The 24,534-nt window shown below is 39.9% G+C and carries 23 protein-coding genes; 12 read left to right on the top strand and 11 right to left on the bottom strand.

Annotated features, from left to right (window positions below; all coding sequences use genetic code 11):
* Positions 1-63 precede the first annotated feature (63 nt).
* From dnaE to gpt, 3 genes are all read right to left on the bottom strand, one after another.
* Positions 64-3,543: a DNA polymerase III subunit alpha gene (gene dnaE, locus HMPREF3020_RS00525; RefSeq protein ID WP_070775175.1), complete on the bottom strand. Its 3,480-nt coding sequence runs from the start codon at positions 3,541-3,543 to the stop codon at positions 64-66.
* A 35-nt stretch (positions 3,544-3,578) separates the two neighbouring features.
* Positions 3,579-4,808: a hypothetical protein gene (locus tag HMPREF3020_RS00520; RefSeq protein WP_070775174.1), complete on the bottom strand. Its 1,230-nt coding sequence runs from the start codon at positions 4,806-4,808 to the stop codon at positions 3,579-3,581.
* A gap of 79 nt (positions 4,809-4,887) precedes the next feature.
* Positions 4,888-5,346, bottom strand: a complete 459-nt coding sequence (gene gpt / locus HMPREF3020_RS00515; RefSeq protein WP_049364228.1) for a xanthine phosphoribosyltransferase — start codon at positions 5,344-5,346, stop codon at positions 4,888-4,890.
* Between the two features lie 111 nt (positions 5,347-5,457).
* Between gpt and HMPREF3020_RS00510 the strand changes: the two genes are divergently transcribed.
* Positions 5,458-6,906, top strand: coding sequence for an aminoacyl-histidine dipeptidase (locus HMPREF3020_RS00510; protein ID WP_070775173.1), 1,449 nt, complete (start codon positions 5,458-5,460; stop codon positions 6,904-6,906).
* A gap of 52 nt (positions 6,907-6,958) precedes the next feature.
* On the opposite strand, the gene htpX is transcribed toward HMPREF3020_RS00510, so the two are convergent.
* Together htpX and mobA are read right to left on the bottom strand one after the other, a co-directional pair.
* Positions 6,959-7,810, bottom strand: a complete 852-nt coding sequence (gene htpX / locus HMPREF3020_RS00505) for a protease HtpX (protein WP_180363109.1) — start codon at positions 7,808-7,810, stop codon at positions 6,959-6,961.
* A gap of 78 nt (positions 7,811-7,888) precedes the next feature.
* On the bottom strand, positions 7,889-8,455 hold the full coding sequence (gene mobA / locus HMPREF3020_RS00500) for a molybdenum cofactor guanylyltransferase MobA (RefSeq protein ID WP_070775171.1): 567 nt from the start codon (positions 8,453-8,455) through the stop codon (positions 7,889-7,891).
* Positions 8,456-8,521: 66 nt separating this feature from the next.
* Here mobA and HMPREF3020_RS00495 point away from each other — a divergent pair, with 66 nt between their 5' ends.
* The 6 genes from HMPREF3020_RS00495 to HMPREF3020_RS00470 all read left to right on the top strand — a co-directional run bounded on the left by HMPREF3020_RS00495 (position 8,522) and on the right by HMPREF3020_RS00470 (position 12,168).
* Positions 8,522-8,788 (top strand): YihD family protein, encoded by a 267-nt coding sequence (locus HMPREF3020_RS00495; protein WP_005694923.1) that lies wholly within the window; start codon positions 8,522-8,524, stop codon positions 8,786-8,788.
* Between the two features lie 9 nt (positions 8,789-8,797).
* Positions 8,798-9,403: a thiol:disulfide interchange protein DsbA gene (locus tag HMPREF3020_RS00490; RefSeq protein ID WP_049364231.1), complete on the top strand. Its 606-nt coding sequence runs from the start codon at positions 8,798-8,800 to the stop codon at positions 9,401-9,403.
* 53 nt (positions 9,404-9,456) lie between these two features.
* Entirely contained in the window at positions 9,457-9,792 is a 336-nt protein-coding gene (locus HMPREF3020_RS00485; protein WP_032804166.1) for a MaoP family protein, read from the top strand.
* Positions 9,793-9,893: 101 nt separating this feature from the next.
* Complete coding sequence (trmA, locus tag HMPREF3020_RS00480) at positions 9,894-10,985, top strand: tRNA (uridine(54)-C5)-methyltransferase TrmA (protein ID WP_070775170.1); 1,092 nt, start codon at positions 9,894-9,896, stop codon at positions 10,983-10,985.
* Positions 10,967-11,734, top strand: a complete 768-nt coding sequence (locus HMPREF3020_RS00475) for a class I SAM-dependent methyltransferase (RefSeq protein ID WP_070775169.1) — start codon at positions 10,967-10,969, stop codon at positions 11,732-11,734. The genes trmA and HMPREF3020_RS00475 overlap by 19 nt, the downstream gene beginning before the upstream one ends.
* Entirely contained in the window at positions 11,728-12,168 is a 441-nt protein-coding gene (locus HMPREF3020_RS00470) for a SoxR reducing system RseC family protein (RefSeq protein ID WP_070775168.1), read from the top strand. The genes HMPREF3020_RS00475 and HMPREF3020_RS00470 overlap by 7 nt, the downstream gene beginning before the upstream one ends.
* A gap of 107 nt (positions 12,169-12,275) precedes the next feature.
* On the opposite strand, the gene potE is transcribed toward HMPREF3020_RS00470, so the two are convergent.
* The 4 genes from potE to HMPREF3020_RS00455 form a co-directional block, all read right to left on the bottom strand.
* Complete coding sequence (gene potE, locus HMPREF3020_RS00465) at positions 12,276-13,592, bottom strand: putrescine-ornithine antiporter (RefSeq protein WP_070775167.1); 1,317 nt, start codon at positions 13,590-13,592, stop codon at positions 12,276-12,278.
* 105 nt (positions 13,593-13,697) lie between these two features.
* Positions 13,698-15,860 carry an ornithine decarboxylase SpeF gene (speF, locus tag HMPREF3020_RS00460; RefSeq protein ID WP_070775166.1) on the bottom strand — a complete coding sequence of 721 codons (2,163 nt, stop codon included), beginning with the start codon at positions 15,858-15,860 and terminating at the stop codon, positions 13,698-13,700.
* A 253-nt stretch (positions 15,861-16,113) separates the two neighbouring features.
* Complete coding sequence (speFL, locus tag HMPREF3020_RS09500) at positions 16,114-16,308, bottom strand: leader peptide SpeFL (protein WP_197534114.1); 195 nt, start codon at positions 16,306-16,308, stop codon at positions 16,114-16,116.
* Between the two features lie 216 nt (positions 16,309-16,524).
* Positions 16,525-17,529 carry an ornithine carbamoyltransferase gene (locus HMPREF3020_RS00455; protein ID WP_070775165.1) on the bottom strand — a complete coding sequence of 335 codons (1,005 nt, stop codon included), beginning with the start codon at positions 17,527-17,529 and terminating at the stop codon, positions 16,525-16,527.
* A 229-nt stretch (positions 17,530-17,758) separates the two neighbouring features.
* Here HMPREF3020_RS00455 and cpdB point away from each other — a divergent pair, with 229 nt between their 5' ends.
* A complete protein-coding gene (gene cpdB, locus HMPREF3020_RS00450; RefSeq protein WP_070775164.1) occupies positions 17,759-19,732 on the top strand; it encodes a 2',3'-cyclic-nucleotide 2'-phosphodiesterase in 1,974 nt (657 codons plus the stop codon).
* A gap of 58 nt (positions 19,733-19,790) precedes the next feature.
* Here the strand turns inward: cpdB and HMPREF3020_RS09395 are convergent, their stop codons facing one another.
* Both HMPREF3020_RS09395 and HMPREF3020_RS00445 read right to left on the bottom strand, forming a co-directional pair.
* Positions 19,791-19,889 carry a methionine/alanine import family NSS transporter small subunit gene (locus tag HMPREF3020_RS09395; protein WP_111327440.1) on the bottom strand — a complete coding sequence of 33 codons (99 nt, stop codon included), beginning with the start codon at positions 19,887-19,889 and terminating at the stop codon, positions 19,791-19,793.
* A gap of 2 nt (positions 19,890-19,891) precedes the next feature.
* Positions 19,892-21,406 (bottom strand): sodium-dependent transporter, encoded by a 1,515-nt coding sequence (locus HMPREF3020_RS00445; RefSeq protein ID WP_070775163.1) that lies wholly within the window; start codon positions 21,404-21,406, stop codon positions 19,892-19,894.
* Positions 21,407-21,565: 159 nt separating this feature from the next.
* On the opposite strand from HMPREF3020_RS00445, the gene HMPREF3020_RS00440 reads away from it, so the two are divergent.
* The 4 genes from HMPREF3020_RS00440 to HMPREF3020_RS00425 all read left to right on the top strand — a co-directional run bounded on the left by HMPREF3020_RS00440 (position 21,566) and on the right by HMPREF3020_RS00425 (position 24,521).
* Positions 21,566-22,204 (top strand): tellurite resistance TerB family protein, encoded by a 639-nt coding sequence (locus HMPREF3020_RS00440; RefSeq protein ID WP_070775162.1) that lies wholly within the window; start codon positions 21,566-21,568, stop codon positions 22,202-22,204.
* 185 nt (positions 22,205-22,389) lie between these two features.
* Positions 22,390-24,045 (top strand): acetolactate synthase 2 catalytic subunit, encoded by a 1,656-nt coding sequence (ilvG, locus tag HMPREF3020_RS00435; RefSeq protein WP_070775161.1) that lies wholly within the window; start codon positions 22,390-22,392, stop codon positions 24,043-24,045.
* Position 24,046: 1 nt separating this feature from the next.
* Positions 24,047-24,265 carry an acetolactate synthase 2 small subunit gene (gene ilvM / locus HMPREF3020_RS00430; protein ID WP_070775160.1) on the top strand — a complete coding sequence of 73 codons (219 nt, stop codon included), beginning with the start codon at positions 24,047-24,049 and terminating at the stop codon, positions 24,263-24,265.
* Between the two features lie 13 nt (positions 24,266-24,278).
* Entirely contained in the window at positions 24,279-24,521 is a 243-nt protein-coding gene (locus HMPREF3020_RS00425) for a hypothetical protein (protein ID WP_070775159.1), read from the top strand.
* The last annotated feature ends 13 nt before the right edge of the window (positions 24,522-24,534 follow it).

Raw genomic sequence — 24,534 nt, 5'->3', positions numbered from 1 at the left:
GTTTACATAGTCCAAGTGCGGTAAAAAAAACACTGATTTTTTGACCGCACTTTCACTGGAATATTAACCGAATTCTAGCTCTACCGCATTTTCACCAAGCAAATTCACCAATTCAGTTAGAATTTCATCCGTTGGTGTAATCGACCATTGAATCCCTAAACGCAATAACGCACGACCTTTTGCGCTTTGATAATATACGTTAATTGGTAAAGTACCGCCACTAACAGGTTCTAACATTTCTTTCAATTTCTTAATAAAACTTGGGCTAATCTGCTCCTCAGACAAACTGATAGCCAAAGATTTTGCATAACGGGAACGCGCCTCATCTAAGGTCATTAAATCCCGTACCGACATTTTTAATCCACCAGAAAAATCGTCAAAACTCACCTGACCAGATACCACTACAACCGTATCTTTTTGTAGTTTTTCGCCGAATTGGTCTAAGCTTTCGCCGAATAGGGTTAGGTCTAAACGCCCAGATCGGTCATCAATGGTTGCGATACCGATGCGATTGCCTTTTTTCGTCGTTGCGAAACGAGTTGATACCAACAAACCGGCTGCCGTGCTAATTTGCCCACGGCGATTTGGCGTGAGATCTTTTAATCTCGTAGAACTGTAATGAGAAAGCTCTTTTAAATAACGACTTACCGGATGGCTGCTTAAATACAAACCAAGGGTTTCACGCTCACCATCTAGAATTTGTTTTTCTGTGTAAGGTGGCGTATGGGCGTAAGCATTTTCCACTTCTTCGTGTGTTTCTGTCAGCACACCGAACATATCGGTTTGCCCCATGGCCTCATCTTTTGCATGCTGATCAGAGGCTTTGAGTGCATCTTCTAGATTCTTAGATAACGCCGCACGATGTGGCCCTAACTTATCAAATGCGCCAGACATAATCAGACTTTCAAAGGTACGACGGTTAATTTTCTTCAAATCAACGCGAGCACATAAATCAAATAAATCTCTGAAAATCCCACCTTCATTACGAGCGGTAATCAGTGCATCAATCGGACCTTCACCCACACCTTTAATGGCGCCAATACCGTAAACAATTTCACCATTTTCATTCACGCTGAAATGATGTTTCCCTACATTGATATCCGGTGGGGTGACTTTTAAGCCCATACGTAAACATTCATCGTACAAGCCAACAATTTTATCCGTATTATCCATTTCCGAGGTCATTACCGCAGCCATAAACTCAGCAGGGAAATGGGTTTTCAGCCAAAGGGTTTGATAAGATACTAACGCATAAGCCGCTGAGTGCGATTTATTGAAACCATAGCCGGCAAATTTTTCCACCAAGTCGAAAATCTTCATGGAAAGCTCGCCATCAACGCCGTTTTTTTCCGCACCTTCTTTAAACACAGATCGCTGTTTCGCCATTTCTTCTGGCTTTTTCTTACCCATCGCACGACGTAATAAATCCGCACCGCCAAGAGTATAACCCGCTAACACCTGAGCAATTTGCATAACTTGCTCTTGGTACAAAATAATACCGTAAGTTGGCTCTAAAATCGGTTTAAGGCTTTCATGTTGATAGTTTGCGTCAGGATAAGAGACTTCTTCTCGACCATGTTTACGGTCAATAAAGTTATCCACCATGCCCGATTGTAATGGACCAGGGCGGAATAATGCTACCAACGCGATAATATCTTCAAAACAGTCTGGCTGAAGGCGTTTAATCAAATCTTTCATCCCGCGCGATTCCAACTGGAATACGGCAGTCGTTTCAGATCGCTTCAGCAACTCAAAAGATTCGGGATCATCTAATGGAATAGCGGCAATATCGACTGGCGGTTTGCCTTCACGAGCAAGGCGGGCATTGATCATATCCAGTGCCCATTTGATAATAGTGAGTGTACGCAAACCTAAGAAGTCAAACTTCACTAAACCGGCATATTCCACATCATTTTTATCGAAGTGGGTGACCGGATGAAGACCCTCACTATCGCAATAAAGTGGTGAAAAGTCAGTAATCAAAGAAGGCGAAATTACCACACCACCTGCGTGTTTACCCGCATTTCGCGTTACCCCTTCCAGCTTACGCGCCATATCAATCAAGGCTTTGACTTCTTCATCTGAATCATATGCTGTTTGTAGTTGCGGTTCAGCCTCAAAAGCCTTGGCTAAGGTCATGCCGGGATCAGGTGGAATCATTTTCGAAATACGATCCACAAAGCCATAAGGGTGGCCTAATACGCGACCTACATCTCGAATTACCGCTTTTGCCGCCATGGTACCAAAAGTAATAATTTGTGATACCGCACCGCGACCATAGGTTTCTGCCACATGATCGATAACGCGATCCCGTCCATCCATACAGAAATCCACGTCGAAATCGGGCATGGATACACGCTCTGGATTGAGGAAACGCTCAAAAAGAAGATCGAATTCAAGGGGATCCAAATCGGTAATTTTTAGTGCATAAGCCACCAATGAACCTGCACCAGAACCACGTCCAGGCCCTACCGGAATATCATTGTCTTTTGACCACTGGATAAACTCCATAACGATTAAGAAGTAACCCGGGAAGCCCATTTGGTTGATCACATCGAGTTCGACTTGAAGACGCTCATCATATTCCAGTCGTCTTTCTGCCCGCACTTTTTCATCGGGGAATAAAAACGCCAACCGCTCTTCCAAACCTTCTTTGGATTTCATCACCAAATAGTCTTCCGTGCTCAGATCGCCTGTTGGGAATTTTGGAAGGAAATATTCACCCAAACGCAAAGTAACATTACAGCGTTGAGCAATTAATACCGTATTTTCAAGCGCAGAAGGAATATCAGCAAATAATTGGCACATCTCTTCTTCTGAGCGGAAATATTGTTGTTCGGTATAACATTTTGGACGTTTTGGGTCGTCGAGGGTATAGCCATCATGAATAGCGACTCGAATTTCGTGCGCCTCAAAATCATCAGGCTTAAGAAAGACCACATCATTGGTCGCCACAAGCGGTAAATCATGAGTTTCAGCAAGCTTTAATGCAGCTTGAATATAACGTTCTTCATCCGGACGACCCGTTCGGGAAAGAGAAAGGTAAAAATGGTCAGGAAAAAATTCTTGATAAAAACTGACCGCACTTTCAGCTTCAGAGCTATTTTCTTTAAGGAGTTTTTTCGCGATATCACCTTGTGTACCACCCGATAAAACAATTACACCTTCACGGTGTTCAATCAACCACTCCTGGTCAATATAAGGCAAGTCCACATAGCCGCGTTGATAGGCTTTTGAAAGCAGTAATGTGATGTTTTTATAGCCTTCATTGTTCTTAGCAAGTAAAGTGAGCGTAAATAACTCCTCACCGCACAACTCGCTTTTAACATGAACATCTGCGCCAATGATCGGTTTAATCCCCGAAGAAAGGGTTTCACCATAAAAACGTACCACACCACAAAAATTGGTGAAATCCGTTAATGCCAACGCGACCATATTATTTGCTGCACACGCTTTGACCAATGGTTTCACTTTCGCAATTCCATCAATCATTGAAAAATCAGTGTGCGTACGAAGATGTACAAAACGCGATTGAGTTGACATTAACAATCCCTATGTTGATAGTTAAAACGAATAAATTAAGCTTTTTTAATATCTATTTTAGCTAAGCCTTCTTTAAAAGCTAATCCATAACGTCTTGGTATTGACGCTTCAAATCTACCATTCTCTACTGTAGTTTCATAGCTGCAAACTTTAAATTCAGGCACACGAATAAAGGAATAATCAACATTGACCATAGGGGATATTTTTGAATATAACGTCCATCTTACTTTGCTCCCTTCTTCAAAAGAGGTTTTTGCATCAAAACTGCTCGCTCCCTCGCAATGCGCAATTTGGTAATTAGAATAAAACGCCCCAGGGAAAGGTTTTGCATCACAGAAATTAAATACTCTATCATGTGCGAATACATCTTGGCGAATATAGCCCCACAAGTCTTCAGCAAGAAAATCCTGATCAGCAAAATGACGAGAGTCGTAACCCTTATCAATAAAACGTTTAATTCTCGCTTCCATATCAGGAACAGCGCCAGCTTTTGCCCCCCACATCCCCGCTAAAATAAGTGCAGTGTGGGAACCTGAATCACGCATCGTATGGAATGAACGGCCACTTTCAATCCATTCAGCCACGGCTTCACCCTCTCGGTGAGAGACTACCGAATCAGCATCACGGAAGATCACATACTCAGCTTCAGGATCATTAATTGCAAGAAAACGCCACATTGCACCAGGCCATTTATTCACTGGTGAAGTAACATAAACCACTTCTGCACCATTATTTTTTAATCGCTGAATTGCTTCAGTAGAAACTGAATCATCTACATAAAAACGGCATACCCAACCAGGGAATAACATCGGAGAAACCTGTGTATTTAATACAGCCGGCTCAATATATTTAGAGTTATTACCAAATAAAGAAAATGCAATAATTCGTTTGCCATTTTTAGGTGCAGGAGCAGGGAGCATTTCCTGTGTCGGAACGGGAATAGCTTTATCTTTCAACTCAAGAGCTAAACTGCCATAAAAGCCTGAACGTTCCCAATTACCTATTCCGCCATAAGCATGTGCTAACAAATCTAAAGCCGGAATATATTGAGCATCTAATTCTAATGTTTTTAATTCCGCCTCAATGGCTTCTTCCCATTTTAATTCTTTCAAATAAACATAAGCAATTTTATGGGAATATTCAGGATTACTGGGATCAAGTAAATAAAGCATTTCAGCCAGCTTTAATGCTTCATCATATTCTGTATTTTCAATTGAGGAAACGTAAGATCGCTCTAGCGCTTTTTGTGCGTCGATACTATTCATAATCAAAATAAATTGGTCATAATTATTACGCCGGAACTATAAAAGCACCGGCGTAACGAAATTTTATATTCAAGTTTTATTATTTTCTTGCCAATGGTGGCACGAAAGTTAAACCTAAATCCCAAGGTTGTTCAATCCAAGTATTTTGTGGAATATCAATCACGTAATCATCCACTAACTCAGCACCTGCAGGTTTTGCGAATACCGTGACGAATTTTGCTTTTGGATACATTTCACGAATTGCACGAGCGGTATTGCCGGTATCTACCAAATCGTCTACCACGATCATTCCTTCACCATCACCATCTGCGCGGTGTAATACTTTTAATGCACCTTGTTCATCGTGATCATAGCTGGCAATACACACGGTTTCTACGAAACGAATATTTAATTCGCGAGCAAGTACCGCTGCTGGGAATAAACCACCACGGCTTACTGCGATGATACCTTTCCACTGAGTGGCAGGAAGTAAACGTTCCGCTAATTTGCGGGCATGCATTTGGAACATATCCCAAGTCACAACATATTTTTCGCTCATAACAAATACCTTAAACTTTGTCGCTAAATAAAAAAATTGCGGAATTTTAACCTGAAATGGCGTTTTATGCTATGATTTCCGCAAAAATTTTAATGAAAAAAGGAGTTCATTATGTCAGAAATTACCACATTACAACCGCAATTACTTTGGAAATGGTTTGATCAAATTTGTGCGATTCCACATCCTTCTCATCACGAAGATGCGCTCGCGACCTTTATTGTCAACTGGGCGAAAGAAAAACAATTTTTTGCCGAGCGTGATGAAGCCGGTAATGTATTAATTCGTAAACCTGCCACAGCAGGTATGGAAAACAGTCAACCTGTTGTGTTACAAGCACATTTAGATATGGTTCCACAAGCGAATGAAGGCAATCCACATAACTTCGCTCAAGACCCAATTCGCCCTTATATTGATGGCGATTGGGTAAAAGCACAAGGCACCACACTTGGCGCGGATAACGGTATCGGTTTAGCCTCGACCTTAGCGGTATTAGAAAGTACCGATATTGCACATCCACCACTTGAAGTGTTACTCACCATGACTGAAGAAACCGGCATGGATGGTGCCGTACACCTCCGTCGTAACTGGTTAAAATCGGAAATCTTAATTAATACCGACACTGAAGAAATTGGTGAAATCTATATTGGTTGTGCTGGTGGGGTAAATGCGAATATTGAACTACCTATTCACCGTGAAACCAATTCATTCAACCATACTTTGCAAATTAACTTAAAAGGTTTACGTGGCGGTCACTCTGGTTGTGATATTCACACCACACGTGCGAATGCAATTAAAGTATTGGCGCGTTTATTAACAAAACTTTCACAAAATCAACCGCACTTTGCCCTTGCAGAAATTCGCGGAGGCTCAATTCGTAATGCGATTCCACGTGAAGCCGCCGCAACTATTTGCTTCAATCATGATGTAAAAAGCGTAAAAAGTGCGGTCAAAAATTTTGAAGTTTTATTGAAAGATGAGCTTGCTATCGCTGAACCAAACTTAACCTTAACCGCTGAGCTAGTTGAAAATCCACAACAAACTTTCACGCTTGAAACCACTAAAAAAGTGATTAATTTGCTGAACATCTTACCAAATGGCGTAATCCGCAACAGTGATGTCATCAAAAATGTCGTGGAGAGCTCATTGAGCATTGGTATATTAAAAAACCTTGAAGATAAAATCAAAGGTACGATTCTTATTCGCTCGCTTATTGAAAGTGGTAAAGAGTATGTAGGAGAAACCTTAACTTCACTCGCTGAACTCACTGGCGCAACGGTTGAATTCTCAGGTTCTTACCCTGGTTGGAAACCGGTAAACGACACGGCAATTTTAGCCTTAATGAAAAAACATTATGCAGAAGTGCTTGGCAAAGAGCCTGAGATTAAAGTGATTCATGCGGGGCTTGAATGTGGCTTATTGAAAGAACATTATCCGAACATTGAGATGATTTCTGTAGGGCCAACTATTCGCAATGCGCATTCGCCTGATGAAAAAGTCCAAATTTCAGCAGTACAAACTTACTGGGAATTACTCACCAAAGTCTTAGCAGATATTAAATAATCCATAAATAAAAAGGGCTAAATATTACATTTAGCCCTTTATTTTTTATCTTTTATAAACTACGTAATGCTTCGATACGTTTTTCAAGCGGAGGATGGCTCATAAAGAGTTCACTACGTTTACCGTTAATCATAAAGGCATTAAGTGAACCTTCCATCTCTTGTGGCTCATGAATTTGTTGTAAACGTTGCAATGCCGCAATCATTTTTTCTTTACCAACAAGTTGTGCAGAACCTGCATCTGCGCGGTATTCGCGATAGCGTGAGAACCACATTGCGATAATGCTCGCTAAAATACCAAACAAGATTTCTAACACCATTGAGACTAAGAAGTAAATGCCTGAGCTGCGGCTTTCTTCATCACCATTACGAGAACTTGCCACCACATTAGCAATCACGCGAGATAAGAAAATTACAAAGGTATTCAATACGCCTTGTAATAAAGTCATCGTCACCATATCGCCGTTCGCGATGTGTGATATCTCATGAGCCAGTACCGCTTCTGCTTCTTCTTCCGTCATAGAGTTTAATAAGCCTGTACTAATCGCCACTAAAGAATTATTTTTTGTTGCACCCGTAGCAAAAGCATTCGCATCATTAGAATGATAAATCGCCACATCTGGCATTGGGATGCCTGCTTGTTGTGCTTGACGGCGTACCGTTTCCACTAACCAACGTTCAGCTTGATTACGTGGTTCGGTGATCACCTCTGCACCCACAGAACGCAATGCCATGGTTTTTGATAAAAATAACGAAATCAATGATCCGGCAAAACCGAAAAGCATCGCCATAATTAAAATGCCACCTGTACTATTTCCTGCAATACCGGTCACATTTAAAATAATCCCTAACACAAGCATCACAGCAAAGTTAGTGGCTAAAAATAAAAGGATTCGCATCATAATAAAGTTCCTCAATAAAATAGAAAGTAAACACTGCAATAATGGAGAATTTTTTGCAAAATTCAAGGTTTAACAAATAATTTATTGTAAATCTTCTAAGGTATTAAAATTTACAAATCGTCCTTCTTGTTCGTCAAATTGGACAGCAACCGCGCCATTTTTGTTCATAAATTGTAATAAACGACGTTCGCCTTCGTTTAAATAAGCGCGTAACGTCTCTTTAAGCTGAACGGACATCAAACAAAATGTCGGGTGTTCACGCTCTTTATCTTTTGCATAAGCCATTAAAGTGCGGTCATTTTTAACCGCACTTTTTAGTTTTTCTAATAAATTTGAAGGGAAATATGGACTATCGCAAGGCACAAAAAGTACAAAATCTGTTTTAACTTTTTCGAGTGCCGTCAACATACCACTCAACGGTCCCTGAAAATCAGGCAATTCATCTGAAAATACGGGAAAACCCCATTGTGCATATTCTGTATGGTGACGATTAGCATTGATAGAAATATCAACCACTTGAGGTTGTAAGCGTTCAATCACATGGCTAATTAATGGTTTATTTTGTAAAAGCTGTAAGCCTTTATCTGCACCATTCATCCTCCGCGCTTTTCCTCCCGCCAAAATAACCGCACTTATTGTGTATTCCATATTTTCTTATTGCCTTATTTGAAGTATGATCTAGCCTTATTTTTCTCCATTTAAAAGGAAATAGCAATGAAATGTAAGCGTTTAAATGAAGTATTGGAACTTTTACAACCTTATTGGTCTAAAGACCCAGATCTGAGCTTGTTACAAATTTTGCAAAAAATTGCTGATGAAGCAGGTTTTGATAAACCCGTAGCAGAATTATCTGATGAAGTGATTATTTATCATTTAAAAATGCACGGCACAGATAAACTTGAGCCAATCCCTGGCATCAAAAAAGATTATGAAGAAGACTTTAAAACCGCCTTGTTAAAAGCGCGTGGAATTATTAAATAAGGAAAACAAATGAAAAAAGTTTTATTTTTACTCGGTGCTTTATTTTCATTTAATGCATTCGCAGCCAACCTAGAAGAAGGCAAACAATACGTTCAAGTGAGTCAAACAGCTTCCGCACAACCGGAAGTGATTGAATTTTTCTCATTCTACTGCCCACATTGCTATGCCTTTGAAATGGAATACCACATTCCAAAACAAGTTGCAGAAGGCTTGCCACAAGGCACTGAATTTAAACAATATCACGTCAACTTCTTAGGTCGTCAATCTGAAAACCTCACTCGTGCATGGGCATTAGCGATGGCACTTGGTGCAGAAAGCAAAGTAAAAGCGCCTTTATTTGAAGCGGCACAACAAGATAAATTAAGCTCAATGGACGATATTCGCAAAATCTTCATTGACAACGGTGTTACAGCTGAACAATTTGATAACAACATCAACAGCTTTGCTGTAAACGGTTTAGTGAATAAACAAGTAAATGCAGCGGAACAGTTTCAAGTACGTGGCGTACCTGATTTCTATGTCAATGGCAAATATCGTGTAAACCCTGAAGGCTTAAATTACGACGATTTCGTCAAAGATTATGTAGAAACCGTGAAAGGTTTATTGCAAAAATAAAAAAAAATTGGTTTAATGCCTGCCGTTTTTAAATATAAAGAAGAGAGATGATTATGGCTGCTAGTTTCAGTGTTACTCGTCGTTTTTTTGACGACAAAAACTACCCACGCGGATTTTCCCGTCACGGTGATTATACAATCAAAGAATCCCAAGTATTAGAGCAATATGGTCAAGCGTTTAAAGCATTAGATTCAGGCGAGCGCAAGCCAGCGACAAAAGAAGAAAAAGAATTTGTTGCATTTTGCCGTGGTGAACGTGCACCAGAAACTTTCTTCGAAAAAACCTGGAATAAATATCGTACTCGCATTAACACAACAAAACGTGTTTACACCTTATCAGGTGATGTGAGCGAAGCGGCTTCTGGCGGCGAAGATTATTCTGGCGAATAATACATTTTAAAAGGCAGGCTGAAGCTTGCCTTTTGCTTTTTTACTCAATCCCCATGCTTGCCAAGGGCTGTGGGATATTTATCATTCAAACGTGAACATCAATGCAACTACCCATTTCCCAATATACCGAACTCCTGCAAAAAAAGACTGAAAAGCTGACCGCACTTTTGCAGCCCTTTAACGCCCCAGAAATAGCTGTGTTTGATTCGCCGACTAGCCATTATCGGATGCGTGCAGAATTTCGTATTTGGCATGATAAAGGCGATTTTTATCACATCATGTTTGATCAAAGCACCTTGCAACGTTATCGAGTGGATGAATTCCCAATTGCCAGCGAACTGATCAATCGCATGATGAAAACCTTACTGCCATTGTTAAAAACGCAGGAAGTATTACATAAAAAACTGTTTCAAATTGATTATTTGAGCACGCTCAGCAATAAGATCATTGTGAGTCTGCTTTACCACAAACAACTCACGGAAGAATGGCAAAGCGCTGCAGCAAACCTAAAAGGTGAATTACAACAACTTGGTTTTGATGTGCAGCTGATTGGTCGTGCGAGTAAACAAAAAATCTGTTTAGAGCAGGATTTTGTCGATGAAGTGTTACCAGTGAAAGGGCGTAATTATGTTTATCGCCAAGTGGAAAACAGCTTCACTCAGCCAAATGCCGCGGTGAATTGCAAGATGTTGGAATGGGCGATTGATTGCACCCAAGGTTCTCAAGGGGATTTATTGGAACTGTATTGTGGTAACGGTAATTTCTCCATCGCCCTTGCACAAAACTTCCGAAAAGTCCTTGCTACCGAAATTGCCAAGCCATCAGTGGCTGCCGCACAATTTAATATTGCGGAAAATGGTATAGATAATCTACAAATTATCCGTATGTCAGCAGAAGAGTTTACTCAAGCAATGAATGGCATCCGTGAATTTAATCGCTTAAAAGGCATTGATTTAAAAGCCTATCAATGCAATACAATTTTTGTGGATCCACCACGAGCAGGGCTTGACCCTGACACGGTAAAACTGGTGCAGAATTACGATCGTATTTTGTATATTTCCTGCAATCCTCATACCCTTTGTGAGAATTTGCAAACCCTAAGCCAAACTCACCGCATTGAAAAAGCGGCGCTGTTTGATCAATTCCCTTACACAGATCATATGGAAAGCGGCGTATGGCTGGTGAGAAAATAAAAATTCAACTGCTTGCCGAAGCGGGAACATTGTCAGAATTGACCGCACTTTGTTCCCCTCTTGGTATCGAGCATTGTACTGAAAGTCCACTTGCATTGGTGCGAACAGAAACCCATCTTGCCCTGCGTAAACTAGACGAGCCTAAGCTGGGCGATGTGTTTGTAGATTTCGTAGCTGGTGCGATGGCGCATCGTCGTAAATTTGGCGGTGGACGTGGCGAAGCTATTGCCAAAGCTGTAGGCATTAAGGGAACTGTATTACCTTCCGTGATTGATGCCACCGCAGGACTTGGTCGAGATGCCTTTGTTTTAGCTTCTATCGGTTGCCAAGTGCGCTTAGTAGAACGTCATCCAGTGGTATATTTACTGTTACAGGATGGGCTCAACCGCGCCTATCAGGATGTAGAAATAGGCGAAATAATGCAAAAAAATATGCAATTACTAGATGTTCATCATATTGCCGAACTCAATCCGCAAACCGAGAGTGCCGATGTGGTGTATTTGGATCCAATGTATCCACATAAGCAAAAATCCGCATTAGTAAAAAAAGAAATGCGTGTATTCCAACATTTGGTTGGTGCCGATTTGGATGCCGATGAGCTCTTGACACCTGCGTTACAATTAGCCCGTAAACGTGTGGTGGTAAAACGTCCTGATTATGCCGAATTTTTAGCGCAAAAATCGCCCCATGTTAGTCGTGAAACCAAAAATCACCGCTTTGATATTTATATGGGAGAAGCAAAATGCTAAAAGAAAGTGCCGTTGTGATGAGCTATGATGCGGAAACAGGCCTTGCTAAAGTGAAATGTCAATCACAAAGCGCCTGTGGGGCTTGTTCGGCTAGAGAAGCCTGTGGAACAGCGTCTCTTTCTGAACTCAATGGCAAGCGAGGCGAGCATATCTTCACACTCGAAACCATTACGCCACTACGTACAGGTCAAATGGTAGAAATCGGTCTAGAAGAAAAATCCATGCTTCTCTCCGCACTATTAATGTATATCGCGCCACTTTTCACGCTATTAGTTGCAACATTACTTTCTAGCTATATCAGTGAAAATGAACTTATCCGTGCGATTTTAATCTTTATGTTGACCGCTCTTTCCTTTGTGATGGTTAAACGATATACCCACAAACTCGGCCAACAAACGGAATTTCAGCCTGTTTTGTTGAGAGTGTTGTCCTAAATAAAAAGAGCGGTTGAAAACAATTAAATTTTCAACCGCTCTTTTATACTTTAAGCTTATTACTACTCGAAAGAGCCTACATGAAGATGTAGGCTTTTCTTTTTTAATTAAGCTTGAGATTTTTTAAGGTCAAATTTGTAAGAAACAAAACCATACAATGTCCAACCGATAAAGGTCACAATTGAACCGTATAACATCGCTTGTTCACCCGCAGCATAAAGCGCATAGATACTATAGACTGAACCAATAAAGGCAACAAGAACAGTTTTTTTGTATTTTTGGTAAGGAACATTTTCAGTTTTCAACAATACGGGAAGTGCTGCCATTGAGAGCAAGTATGGAATAACGTTTGTTACTACCGCTAGGTCCACCAACACATTGAATTGTTTATTTAATGATGGGCTGATTGTCATTAATGATAGTAATGTTTGTAACGCAGTGATGGTTACCATACCAACGATAGGTGCATCTTTGCTAGTAACTTTTTTGAAGAATGCTGGGAAATAACCTTCTTCCGCTGAAGATTTGAATACTTGAGCAATAGTGAACTGCCAACCTAATAATGAACCGAAACAAGACATCACCATTAAGCCCATGATCACTTTACCGATTGTTTCATCAAACATATGAGCAAAGGCTAAACCGAACGGTGCAGTTGAGTTAGCAAGTTCAAGGTTAGGAACAATACCTGCGATCACGTTAGTTGAAACGATATAAATTACCGCTGCACCTAAAGTACCACCAAGTACCGCGATTGGTACGTTTTTCTCTGGATTTTCAACCGCATCAGAGTTCGCACAAGCAGACTCTAACCCTAAGAATGCCCATAATGTCATTGAAATAGATACACCGATCGCTTCAAAAGTAGGCACGTTGTGTGGGTTCCAAGAATTTACATACATTGAACCATCAAACCATTTCCAACCGATGATTGAAATACCCACCACAGGAATAATTACACCCCAAATGGTGAATGAACTGATGTTACCCGTAATTCTTGCGCCACCGAAGTTAAGAACAGTCGCAAGCCAAAGAGTGAAGATCGTCCATAATGCGATAGAAAGTGGAGAAAGGGTTGCACCGAGGAACTCTGAACCATAACCTACAGCAGAAATCGCAATCGCAGTATTCGCAATAACTAACGACACACCATAAGTATAGTTCGCCATGAAGTTACCAGCTTTACCGAAAGAGTATTCGGCATAGCCACCCATACCACCGGATTTTCTACTAAACATACCGCATTGTGCGAATGCATAAGCTAAGGCTGTTGAACCAACTGCGGTTACAAGCCAAGAAACGATAGAAATAGTCCCAATTTCGGCTAATTTGGTCGGTAACATAATGATACCTGAACCCATCATATTAACCATGGTCAGAATGGTGAGTTGAACCACACCAATTTTATTACTTTTAGCACTCATAATTTATACTCCTACAAGTGCGGTCAAAAAATCAGATGTTTTTAACCGCACTTTTTTTGTTTGTGCTGAGAGGGTTATGAGGGAAAACCTCATAACCACACTTTATTAATAGTCAGTTAAAACATAGCCATATGCACGAGTACGTCCATCAGGGTCTTTTTGTAAGTAAACCCCTTGGATTTCTGGTGCAAAGCCAGGTAATGTGTTGATACCTTCTTCTAATGCAAGGAAGTATTTTTGTGCAGTTGAACTCCATCTTTCTCCTGGAACCACACATAACACACCTGGAGGATAAGGTAACGCACCTTCCGCAGCCACACGACCAACAATATCTGTTAATGGAACAAGTTCAACTTTGTTACGAACGAATTCAATATTCGCATCGTGTGGATTTAACGCATATTCCGGTAATGTTGCTTTGCGGAATAGGTCTTTTTGAAGTTGTTTTACATTACGGCTTACATAAAGGTCATGCATTTCTTGGCATAATTGACGGATGGTATAGCCTTTGTAACGGTCTTCATTGTTTTTATACACAGTTGGCAATACATCTTTTAATAAAGAGTCTTGTTTAATGTGTTTTTCAAACAAGGCGATTTGAGCAACCAAAGTTTGCATTTTGGTGAGGGTTTCTGCCGGAGTGAGCAAGAATAAGATTGAGTTCAAGTCACATTTTTCCGGAATAATACCGTTTTCACGTAAGTAGTTAGCAAGAATAGTTGCTGGTACACCAAATTTTTCATATTCGCCTGTTTCTAAGCTAATACCTGGAGTGGTAAGCAAGAATTTACATGGGTCAACGAAATATTGTTCGTCAGCATAGCCTTCAAATTTATGCCATGTATCTGTTGGGTGGAATTTGAAGAATTCGAGATTAGTTGCGATTTCTTCTGTGTCATAATCTTGCCATTTTTTACCTTTAATTGTGGTTGGAATAAATGGACGAATTAATTCACAGTGATTTAATACTAATTTACGTGCTTCGATACCGACTTTCACACATTCATGCCATAAACGACGACCTGCTTCACTACCTTGAATTTTCGCATTCACATCTAATGCCGCAAATAATGGATAGAACGGACTGGTTGACGCATGTAACATAAAGGCATTATTGAAACGTTTGTGGTTTACATAACGATCTTGACCTTTAATGTGTTTATCTTTTTTGTGAATTTGTGAAGTTTGTGAGAAACCTGCTTGTTGTTTATGAACAGATTGAGTCACTAAAATACCAGGGTCATTTTCATTTAATTCAAGCAATAATGGAGAGCAGTCTTTCATCATTGGAATGAATTGTTCATAACCTACCCATGCAGAGTCGAATAAGATGTAGTCACAAAGATGACCAATTTTATCTACCACTTGACGTGCGTTATAAATTGTACCGTCATAAGTACCTAATTGAATAACGGCTAAACGGAATGGACGTTTTTGGTTTAATTTTTCAGGTGCAACTTCTTTAATTAATGATTTCAAATAATCTTCTTCGAAGCAGTGACTATCGATACCACCAATAAAACCAAATGGGTTACGAGCAGTTTCTAAGTAAATTGGGGTTGCACCCGCTTGAATTAATGCACCATGGTGGTTTGATTTATGGTTATTACGGTCAAATAACACTAAATCGCCCGGAGCAAGTACTGCGTTTAATGCAACTTTATTTGAAGAAGATGTACCATTTAATACGAAGTAAGTTTTATCTGCATTGAATACTTGAGCAGCATATTTTTGTGCATCACAAGCTGCACCTTCGTGAATTAACAAGTCACCTAATTTCACGTCAGCATTACAAATATCTGAACGGAAAATGTTTTCACCATAGAAGTCATAAAGGAAACGACCTGCTGGGTGTTTACGGTAGTATTGACCACCTTGATGTCCCGGACAGTCAAAAGCAATATTACCCATTTCTACATATTCACTTAACATTTTGAAGAATGGAGGTAACATTTTTTCTTCATAAAATCTTGCAGCAGTTTCGATTTGACGGCTATAAAGCTTAATGTCATAACCATTTAAATCTTGAATATGATAAATAGCATCATAGAATTTCGGATCAACTTGTTCTTCTTCTGTTTGAACAACAAATACTGGGATACCAAAATTTGTTGCTTGAATACGTTCAAGGTATTCACCTACATCCCCTGATGTCAACACAATAGCGGCAACATCAGTAAAGTCTGTTTTGGTAATTTCAACTAATTCTCTATTTGTAGAGAAATATTGTTCAACTTTTGGACTATATGCAATTTTTAAGTTTGGCATAATAAACTCCTTTTATTTATTTTTTTGACGTAAAGTTACCCTGCGTTATTAAAATTAATAACGCAATAGATTTATTTAGAATAAAACAACCCGCTCTAGTTTTTTATATGAAAAAACTAAAGTAAGAATTTTTTATTTTAAATTAAATAAGATTAAGTTAATTTCACAAAATATTTCTTGCCTGTTCTAGACAATACAAAAATATTCAGAAATTAATCTGTGGAGACTCTCTAAACAGAGAGAACAACTCTGTTTAGAGAGCCGTGTTGGATGGTTTGTTTTGAGAAGCAAATACTGAATATGAGAAGCAAGAGCGATGCGATGGCATCATAATATGGCGTGTACGACGGATATGCGCCATCAAAGAACGACCTTTTATCGGATTAAACCGTAAAAGTCTCAATACTTTCGTATGGACGTATCTGTGTATATATGTACGAAGTAGCATAGAAAAATTTCCTCTTTCTATCTAAACTAACCTTTGGTGGGTATATTCTCTGCTTGTGTAAATATCATGTCAATAATATTTTTCAAAAAATGTGATCATAATCAAAAAATAACATAAAATTTCACATAAATAATAAAAAATCACAACGAACAACTTAAGAATTCATTCAAAATTTAGAATTAAAAAAACGGTACACATTTTATCTAATGTTCAATACTAAGCTAAACTTGAAACTATTACCGCTTTAATCGTATGCATACGGTTTTCTGCTTGCTCAAAGGCAATATTCATCGGTGATTCAAACACCTCTTCAGTCACTTCAATACCGTTTGCTAATTCAGGATACTTTTCAGCAATTTGGCGACCCACTTTAGTTTCACTATTGTGGAATGCAGGCAAACAGTGCATGAATTTTACTTTTGGATTACCTGTACGCATCATGAGTTCAGGCGTTACTTGATAAGGAAGCAATAGCTTAATGCGTTCTCCCCAAGCTTCTAATGGCTCCCCCATTGAAACCCAAACATCCGTATGCACAAAATCAACACCGCTTACAGCTTTATCGATATCTTCCGTTACAGTAATCCGCGCACCGCTTTCTTTAGCAAAACTTTCACACATCTCAACAAAACTTGCTTCAGGTAATAAAGCTTTTGGGCCGCAAATACGCACACCCATCCCCAGTTTTGCTCCAATCAGTAAAAGAGAATTCCCCATGTTATTGCGTGCATCACCAATATACACATAACTAATTTGACGAAGTGGCTTGTCACAATGTTCAATCATCGTGAGAACATCCGCGAGCATTTGTGTAGGATGAAACTCATCCGTTAAACCATTAAACACCGGCACACCTGCATAATCCGCAAGTTCTTGCACGGTACTTTGTTTAAAGCCCCGATATTCAATCGCATCATACATTCTCCCAAGAACTCGAGCTGTATCCTTCATGCTTTCTTTATGTCCAATCTGAGATGAATTTGGATCAATGTAAGTCACTCTAGCACCTTGATCATAAGCAGCTACTTCAAAAGCACAACGAGTACGAGTTGAGGTTTTTTCAAAAATGAGTGCAATATTTTTACCTTTAAGTTGTTGCTGCTCTGTCCCTGCATATTTAGCTCGTTTCAAATCACGGGATAAATCTAACAAATAATTAATTTCGCGTTCTGAATGATGAACAAGACTCAATAGATGTCTATTTTTAAGATTAAAAGCCATAGCGATCTCCTTATCGGATGCCATCAATAAATGGCTACCTTACTGTGAATGAAGTGATTTTTAGCGGATTGGATACCCTATTTTTGTCCCAAACGTGAAGTTTTGCAACCAAATTCAATCCCTTATTTTGTGATGCATATCACACTTCATTTCATAACTTTATATTGCGCTTTCTTTATATATAAAAGAGCTTTAAAATCTTGCCGATTCTTATACAACAGGAGCTCATATGATCAACAGAAGAAATTTCATCCAACTTGGCGCAAGCAGCATTTTAGCGTTAAGTGCGAGCCGTTTTGCTTTTGCGAAAAGCGACACACAAGTCGATTTACGTATTGTGGCAACAACCGATATTCACAGTTTTTTAACTGACTTCGATTACTACAAAGATGCACCGACTGAGAAATTCGGTTTTACCCGTGCAGCAAGCTTGATTCGTCAAGCACGTCAAGAGGTGAAAAACAGCGTTTTAGTTGATAACGGTGACTTAATTCAAGGTAACCCAATTGCTGACTATCAAGCAGCTAAAGGTTACAAAGAAGGTAAACCAAACCCAGCTGTAGATTGCTTAAATGCGATGCACTATGAAGTAGGGACATTAGGTAACCACGAGTTTAACTATGGCTTAGATTATTTAGCCGATGCGATCAAACAAGCGAAATTCCCAATCATCAATGCTAACGTAGTGAAAGTCGGTACTGAAGAGCCCTATTTCACACCTTATGTGATTCAAACCAAAGAAGTTGTGGATAGCCAAGGTAAAACGCATAAACTAAACATCGGTTATATCGGTTTTGTGCCACCACAAATTATGGTGTGGGATAAAGCAAATTTACAAGGCAAAGTTGAAACGCGCGATATCGTAAAAACTGCACAAAAATATGTGCCAGAAATGAAACAAAAAGGTGCAGATATTATTGTGGCACTTGCGCACACAGGCCCATCTGACGAGCCATATCAAGAAGGTGCAGAAAACTCAGCATTCTACCTTGCTGATGTACCACACATTGATGCGATTGTTTTCGGTCACTCTCACCGTTTATTCCCGAATAAAGAGTTCGCTAAATCACCAAATGCGGATATTGCTAAAGGTACTGTGAAAGGCGTTCCTGAAAGTATGGCAGGCTACTGGGCAAACAACATCAGCGTAATCGACTTAACCCTTGCTCAACACAACGGCAAATGGTTAGTAGCTGATGGTAAAGCGGCACTTCGCCCAATTTACGATGCAGAAAATAAAAAAGCGACCACAGAAAGTGATGCAGAATTAACCGCACTTTTAAAACCTGTGCATGAAGCCACCCGTGAATTTGTGGCACAGCCAATCGGTAAAGCGACCGATAACATGTACAGCTACTTAGCCTTAGTGCAAGATGACCCAACTATTCAAATTGTGAACCAAGCACAAAAAGCTTACGTTGAAAAAGTGGCTCCAAGTGTTGCTGCAATGGCGGGTTTACCAATTTTAAGTGCAGGCGCACCATTTAAAGCAGGTGGCCGTAAAAATGACCCTACTGGCTATACAGAAGTGAACAAAGGTGAATTAACCTTCCGTAACGCAGCAGACTTATACCTCTATCCAAATACGTTAGTTGTGGTGAAAGCAACCGGTGAAGAATTGAAAGAATGGTTAGAATGTAGTGCAGGTATGTTTAAACAAATCGACCCTACAAGCGACAAACCACAATCTTTACTTGATTGGGAAGGTTTCCGTACTTATAACTACGATGTGATTGACGGCGTAAATTATGAATTCGACCTTACTCAACCAGCGCGTTATGACGGTGAATGCAAATTGATTAACCCGAATTCACACCGTGTGGTGAATTTAACTTACCAAGGTAAACCGGTTGATCCAAAAGCAGAATTTTTAATTGCGACTAATAACTATCGTGCTTACGGTAATAAATTCCCAGGCACAGGCGATGCACACATTGTTTACGCTTCTCCTGATGAAAACCGCCAAATCCTTGCGGATTACATCAAAGCAGAAAGCGAAAAACATGGCCATGTAAACCCAAGTGCGGATAAAAACTGGCGTTTTGCACCGATTAAAGGTAACGATAAATTAGACGTGCGTTTTGAAACCTCGCCAAGCGAACAAGCAGCGAAATTCATTCAAGACAATGCACAATATCCAATGAAAAAAGTCGGCACCGATGAAGTTGGCTTTGCGGTATATCAAATCGATTTATCGAAATAACAAAAAAAGGGCGTGCTCAGCACGCCCTACTTATTTCAAAGTGCGGTCAATTTTGACCTTATTTTTCTTCTTTTGGAAGTCTGATTAAAGCAAAGATCAAGCCGCCCCAAATAATCAAAAGCGACACAATCATCATTGTAAGTGCAATACCTGTCATCTTTATTCTCCTTTTTCTTCAAGATTGAGGTTCTCTTCATTTTTCCATTTTAAACGAGAAAGAATGAACGAAACGACTACAAGCAAAATTGCCATACCCCAACCAAAGGTATTTACGAACCAACTTGGATAACCTTCATAACCTTCTGTAAATACCTTCGCACCTTCACTCAATAACATAAAGGCAAGAATACCCGTGGTGATTACAATGCATAAACGCCATAGGAAACCGACTTTGAATGAAGAGCTTTCATTTAAGTGCTTACCTAATAAGCCAAGTTTTTCATTTGCTACAATCACAATTAATGAAACAAATGCTACCGCTACAATACCAAAGTAGTTTACGAATTTATCCAACACATCAAGCATTGGTAGGCCTGTTGTGGTACCGAATAAAATTACTGACACCACCATCATTGGTAAACCCACAATAAAGGTCGCTTTTGCTCGGCGTAAACGGAGCTTATCTTGAATAGCTGAAATGATTACTTCAATAACAGAGATAAATGAAGTTAATGCCGCAAAGGTTAATGAACCGAAGAACAATACCCCTAACACTTCACCAAATGGTGCTTTATTAATGATGGTTGGGAATGCAAAGAAGGCTAAACCAATACCGCCTTTTGCCACCTCACTCACTTCAACGCCTTGTGCTGCTGCGATAAAGCCTAATGCTGCAAATACACCGATACCTGCAAGCACTTCAAAGCTTGAGTTCGCAAAGCCAACAACTAAACCACTTCCTGTTAAATCAGAATCTTTTTTCAGGTAAGACGCATAAGTGATCATAATCCCGAAACAAATAGAAAGAGAGAAGAAGATTTGACCGTAAGCCGCAATCCACACACTTGGGTTAGACAATTTAGACCAGTCTGGGGTAAATAACGCATTCAAGCCTTTTTCTGCACCCGGTAGGAATAAAGAATAAACAACCAACGCCACAAACATCACCACTAAAACAGGCATTAAGATGTCTGAAGATTTAGAAATCCCTTTTTTAATACCTAAAGAAAGTACGCCTAATGCGACTAACCATACTGCGATTAACGGGCCTGTCACCATGCCAACAAACTCAAAGCTCACACCATTAGCGATATCGCCCATTTTTAAGAATTCGTGTAGGAAGAAATCAATTGGTTTATCTCCCCAGGCAGAATTAAGTGAGAAGTAGGTGTAGCTTGCCGCCCAACCTAATACTACTGCGTAGTAAAGACCGATGATAACGTTCACCATCACCTGCCACCAACCAAACACTTCAAAGTGCGGGTTAAAACGACGATAAGAAAGTGGTGCACCACCACGATGGCGATGACCGATTGCGTAATCTAAGAAAAGCAATGGAATACCAGCGGTTAAAAGTGCAATAAGATAAGGGATAATAAATGCACCGCCCCCGTTTTCATAAGTGGTGTAAGGGAAACGCCAAATGTTTCCTAAACCAACAGCGGATCCAATTGCCGCCATAATAAATGCTTTCCGACCAGAGAAGGTCTCACGCTTTGCGTTTGACTGCGTCATATTAAGTTCCTTTTTAATGAAGAAAGATTTCAATATAATGAATTCTAAAACCGAGTCAAGGACTTGGTTAAAAGAGCGGTTAAAAATAGTGAATTTTTTTTAAAATTTACTGTCTAAAGGTCAAATTTAATCTCTATTAACAACCAAAAGGAAACATTTATGGATATCAACAGCATTTTAAATCAAGTTTTAAATGTCGCTAAAAACTCTGCAAGCAAACTTGAAACCGGCAACCAAACTATCGACTCTATTACAAAAGTAGGTGGTGGTGCAGCGTTAGGCGGTATCTTATCGATGATTTTAGGCCGTAGCGGTGGTGCAAGCTTAGCAAAATTAGGCTCACTTGCCGTTTTAGGTAACCTTGCTTATCAAGCTTACCAAAACTATCAAAAATCCCAACAAAGCAGCCAACCAAACATCTCAGAAAATGCGTTTGATGTATTAAATTCATCAAGCCATGTTGATGCGGGTGAATTAATTTTACGCACCATGATCGCCGCAGCGGCAGCAGATGGTGAAATTACTGAAGATGAAAAACAAACTATTGCAAACGAAGCAGGTAACAACCCTGAATTAGCACAATGGCTTGCACAAGAAATCCAAAATCCAATTTCTATCAATGAAATTGCACGTCTTGTAGGTAACGATACTGCACTTGCAAGCAATGTGTACTTAGCGGCTCGTTTAGTAAGCAAAGATTTATCTCGCAAAGAAATCATTTTCTTAGCAGACTTAGCAAAAGCGTTAGGCTTAGACGATGCACTTGTGGAACAATTAGAAAAACAAGCAGGCTTCTAATTTTATGCAAAGAAAACATCATGTTTTCTGACCGCACTTTTCATTCAAAAACACGATAATGTTTGTTATCGTGTTTTTTTCATTGGTTTTTTCGCGAAAACCTAACCAAAGGCGAAAAATTCCGCTACAATGCTGAACTTCAGTGTTTATAAAATTATTCAATAATCATAAAAACGGGAAGCAACATGACAGGCGCACAACTCATTATCCAATGTTTAAAAGCGCATGGCGTAACCGATCTTTTCGGCTACCCAGGCGGGGCAATCATGCCAACCTATGATGCCATCTATGACTCAGGTCTTGACCATCTCCTTTGTCGTAATGAACAAGGTGCTGCAATAGCCGCGATTGGTTATGCGCGCTCTACAGGCAAAGTCGGCGTTTGTGTGGCAACCTCTGGTCCGGGTGCAACCAATTTAATTACCGGTTTAGGCGATGCCTTTGCTGATTCTGTGCCAATCGTGGCATTTACTGGTCAAGTGGCTGCCCCTCTTATCGGTACCGATGCTTTCCAAGAAGCCGATGTTTTAGGTTTATCTCTTGCTTGCACCAAACACAGCTACATTGTGCAATCCATTGAAGAACTCCCCGAAATTATTGCCTCTGCTTTCCAAATTGCACAAACTGGCAGACCTGGCCCTGTGTTAATTGATGTGCCTCGTAACATCCAAGTTGGCGATGTACCAGAACATATCAAACCCATTGTAAAACCTGTCGTAAAACCGACCGTACTTTCAGAATTAAAATTAGCGGAAGCAAAAGCGTTATTGTCTCAAGCGAAAAAACCCGTGCTTTATGTTGGTGGTGGCGTAGGTATGGCAAACGCAACGCAAGCGGTCAGAAAATTCCTACAAATTACCAAAATGCCGTCTGTTTCGACATTAAAAGGTTTAGGCTCAATTGACCCGACAGATCCCGTTTATATGGGCATGATTGGTATGCACGGCACAAGACCAGCAAACATTGCCGTGCACGAATGTGATTTATTGTTAGTGTGCGGTGCACGTTTTGACGACCGCGTGACAGGTAAATTAGACAGTTTTGCGCCACAAGCTAAAGTCATTCATTGTGATATTGATGCGGCAGAAATCAACAAACTCCGTGTGGCAAATGTTGCCCTTCAAGGTGATTTAATTCAAGCTTTAGAGGCTTTAAGTATCCCGCTTGCGATTGATGATTGGCGTGCGCATATTCAAGCGCTGAAAGCCAAACTCGACTTCACTTATATCGACAATGCAGGCAACCGACCTATTGACCCTTGGTCATTGCTCAACACACTTTCACAGCGTAAACCTCAAAATGCCGTGATTTGTACTGATGTGGGCCAACACCAAATGTGGTCTGCGCAACATATGCGCCATTTCGCACCAGAAAACTATATTACCTCTGCGGGCTTCGGCACCATGGGATTTGGTTTACCTGCAGCGGTAGGTGCGAAAAAAGCACGTCCTCATGATGAAGTGATTTTGGTAACAGGCGATGGTTCATTGATGATGAATATCCAAGAATTAGGTTCAATCAAACGCGGTAAATTGCCAGTAAAAATTTTGCTGTTAGATAACCAACGTCTTGGTATGGTGCGTCAATGGCAAGACCTTTTCTGGAATAAACGCCGTTCAGAAACCATTCTAGAAGATAACCCTGATTTCGTGATGTTAGCGAAAGCCTTTGATATTCCAGCTGAACGCATTGAGCGCGCTGATGATGTAGATGCGGCACTTAATCGTTTATTAAATAGTGAAACGGCCTATTTATTGCAAGTATGCATTCCACCGGAGGAGTGCGTATGGCCGTTAGTCCCACCAGGTGCGTGTAATGCCGATATGTTGGAGGAAATTTAAGATGAACCAATATACTTTTGAATTGAGTGCTCAACATCGCCCAGAGGTTTTAGAACGAGTATTACGCGTTATTCGTTTACGTGGTTTTACTGTGACCAATATGGAAATGACATTGGTAGACACCCAAGTGCAGTTAAAAATCACTGTAAAATCTGACCGCACTTTTGATTTGTTGGTGAATCAGTTAACAAAATTGCCGGATGTTTTAAATATTATTTAAAAAGGAAGACATTATGACTAAATTTTTTAAATCATTTTTAACCGTATCAGGATTAATATTCGCAACTTCATCACAAGCTGCTTATGCTCTCACTTATTTGCAAAACTATACAGGCTATATGACAACACTCTCAATTCATAATACAAAAGAGCAGTGTGAAAAGGCCAAAGAAAATTTTCAAAAAGAATTTGAAGGACAATACGATACCAAACAAATGGTTTATAAGTGCGTAGATATAGCTAATGGAGCAATTTAATTTAAATATGGTT

This window comes from Haemophilus sp. HMSC068C11 (assembly GCF_001815355.1).
GTDB lineage: Bacteria > Pseudomonadota > Gammaproteobacteria > Enterobacterales > Pasteurellaceae > Haemophilus_D.
This window is presented reverse-complemented; position numbering and strand designations above follow the sequence as displayed.

What these genes read in the sequence shown, in the direction of transcription:
- HMPREF3020_RS00455 (WP_070775165.1), bottom strand. Translation starts at nt 17,529, where the DNA reads ATGGCTTTTAATCTTAAAAATAGACATCTATTGAGTCTTGTTCATCAT.
- HMPREF3020_RS00475 (WP_070775169.1), top strand. Translation starts at nt 10,967, where the DNA reads ATGGCTGGTGAGAAAATAAAAATTCAACTGCTTGCCGAAGCGGGAACA.
- cpdB (WP_070775164.1), top strand. Translation starts at nt 17,759, where the DNA reads ATGATCAACAGAAGAAATTTCATCCAACTTGGCGCAAGCAGCATTTTA.
- speF (WP_070775166.1), bottom strand. Translation starts at nt 15,860, where the DNA reads ATGCCAAACTTAAAAATTGCATATAGTCCAAAAGTTGAACAATATTTC.
- ilvG (WP_070775161.1), top strand. Translation starts at nt 22,390, where the DNA reads ATGACAGGCGCACAACTCATTATCCAATGTTTAAAAGCGCATGGCGTA.
- speFL (WP_197534114.1), bottom strand. Translation starts at nt 16,308, where the DNA reads ATGCTACTTCGTACATATATACACAGATACGTCCATACGAAAGTATTG.
- HMPREF3020_RS00510 (WP_070775173.1), top strand. Translation starts at nt 5,458, where the DNA reads ATGTCAGAAATTACCACATTACAACCGCAATTACTTTGGAAATGGTTT.
- mobA (WP_070775171.1), bottom strand. Translation starts at nt 8,455, where the DNA reads ATGGAATACACAATAAGTGCGGTTATTTTGGCGGGAGGAAAAGCGCGG.
- HMPREF3020_RS00425 (WP_070775159.1), top strand. Translation starts at nt 24,279, where the DNA reads ATGACTAAATTTTTTAAATCATTTTTAACCGTATCAGGATTAATATTC.
- trmA (WP_070775170.1), top strand. Translation starts at nt 9,894, where the DNA reads ATGCAACTACCCATTTCCCAATATACCGAACTCCTGCAAAAAAAGACT.
- HMPREF3020_RS09395 (WP_111327440.1), bottom strand. Translation starts at nt 19,889, where the DNA reads ATGACAGGTATTGCACTTACAATGATGATTGTGTCGCTTTTGATTATT.
- gpt (WP_049364228.1), bottom strand. Translation starts at nt 5,346, where the DNA reads ATGAGCGAAAAATATGTTGTGACTTGGGATATGTTCCAAATGCATGCC.
- HMPREF3020_RS00490 (WP_049364231.1), top strand. Translation starts at nt 8,798, where the DNA reads ATGAAAAAAGTTTTATTTTTACTCGGTGCTTTATTTTCATTTAATGCA.
- HMPREF3020_RS00485 (WP_032804166.1), top strand. Translation starts at nt 9,457, where the DNA reads ATGGCTGCTAGTTTCAGTGTTACTCGTCGTTTTTTTGACGACAAAAAC.
- HMPREF3020_RS00445 (WP_070775163.1), bottom strand. Translation starts at nt 21,406, where the DNA reads ATGACGCAGTCAAACGCAAAGCGTGAGACCTTCTCTGGTCGGAAAGCA.
- HMPREF3020_RS00470 (WP_070775168.1), top strand. Translation starts at nt 11,728, where the DNA reads ATGCTAAAAGAAAGTGCCGTTGTGATGAGCTATGATGCGGAAACAGGC.
- potE (WP_070775167.1), bottom strand. Translation starts at nt 13,592, where the DNA reads ATGAGTGCTAAAAGTAATAAAATTGGTGTGGTTCAACTCACCATTCTG.
- HMPREF3020_RS00440 (WP_070775162.1), top strand. Translation starts at nt 21,566, where the DNA reads ATGGATATCAACAGCATTTTAAATCAAGTTTTAAATGTCGCTAAAAAC.
- HMPREF3020_RS00520 (WP_070775174.1), bottom strand. Translation starts at nt 4,808, where the DNA reads ATGAATAGTATCGACGCACAAAAAGCGCTAGAGCGATCTTACGTTTCC.
- ilvM (WP_070775160.1), top strand. Translation starts at nt 24,047, where the DNA reads ATGAACCAATATACTTTTGAATTGAGTGCTCAACATCGCCCAGAGGTT.
- dnaE (WP_070775175.1), bottom strand. Translation starts at nt 3,543, where the DNA reads ATGTCAACTCAATCGCGTTTTGTACATCTTCGTACGCACACTGATTTT.
- HMPREF3020_RS00495 (WP_005694923.1), top strand. Translation starts at nt 8,522, where the DNA reads ATGAAATGTAAGCGTTTAAATGAAGTATTGGAACTTTTACAACCTTAT.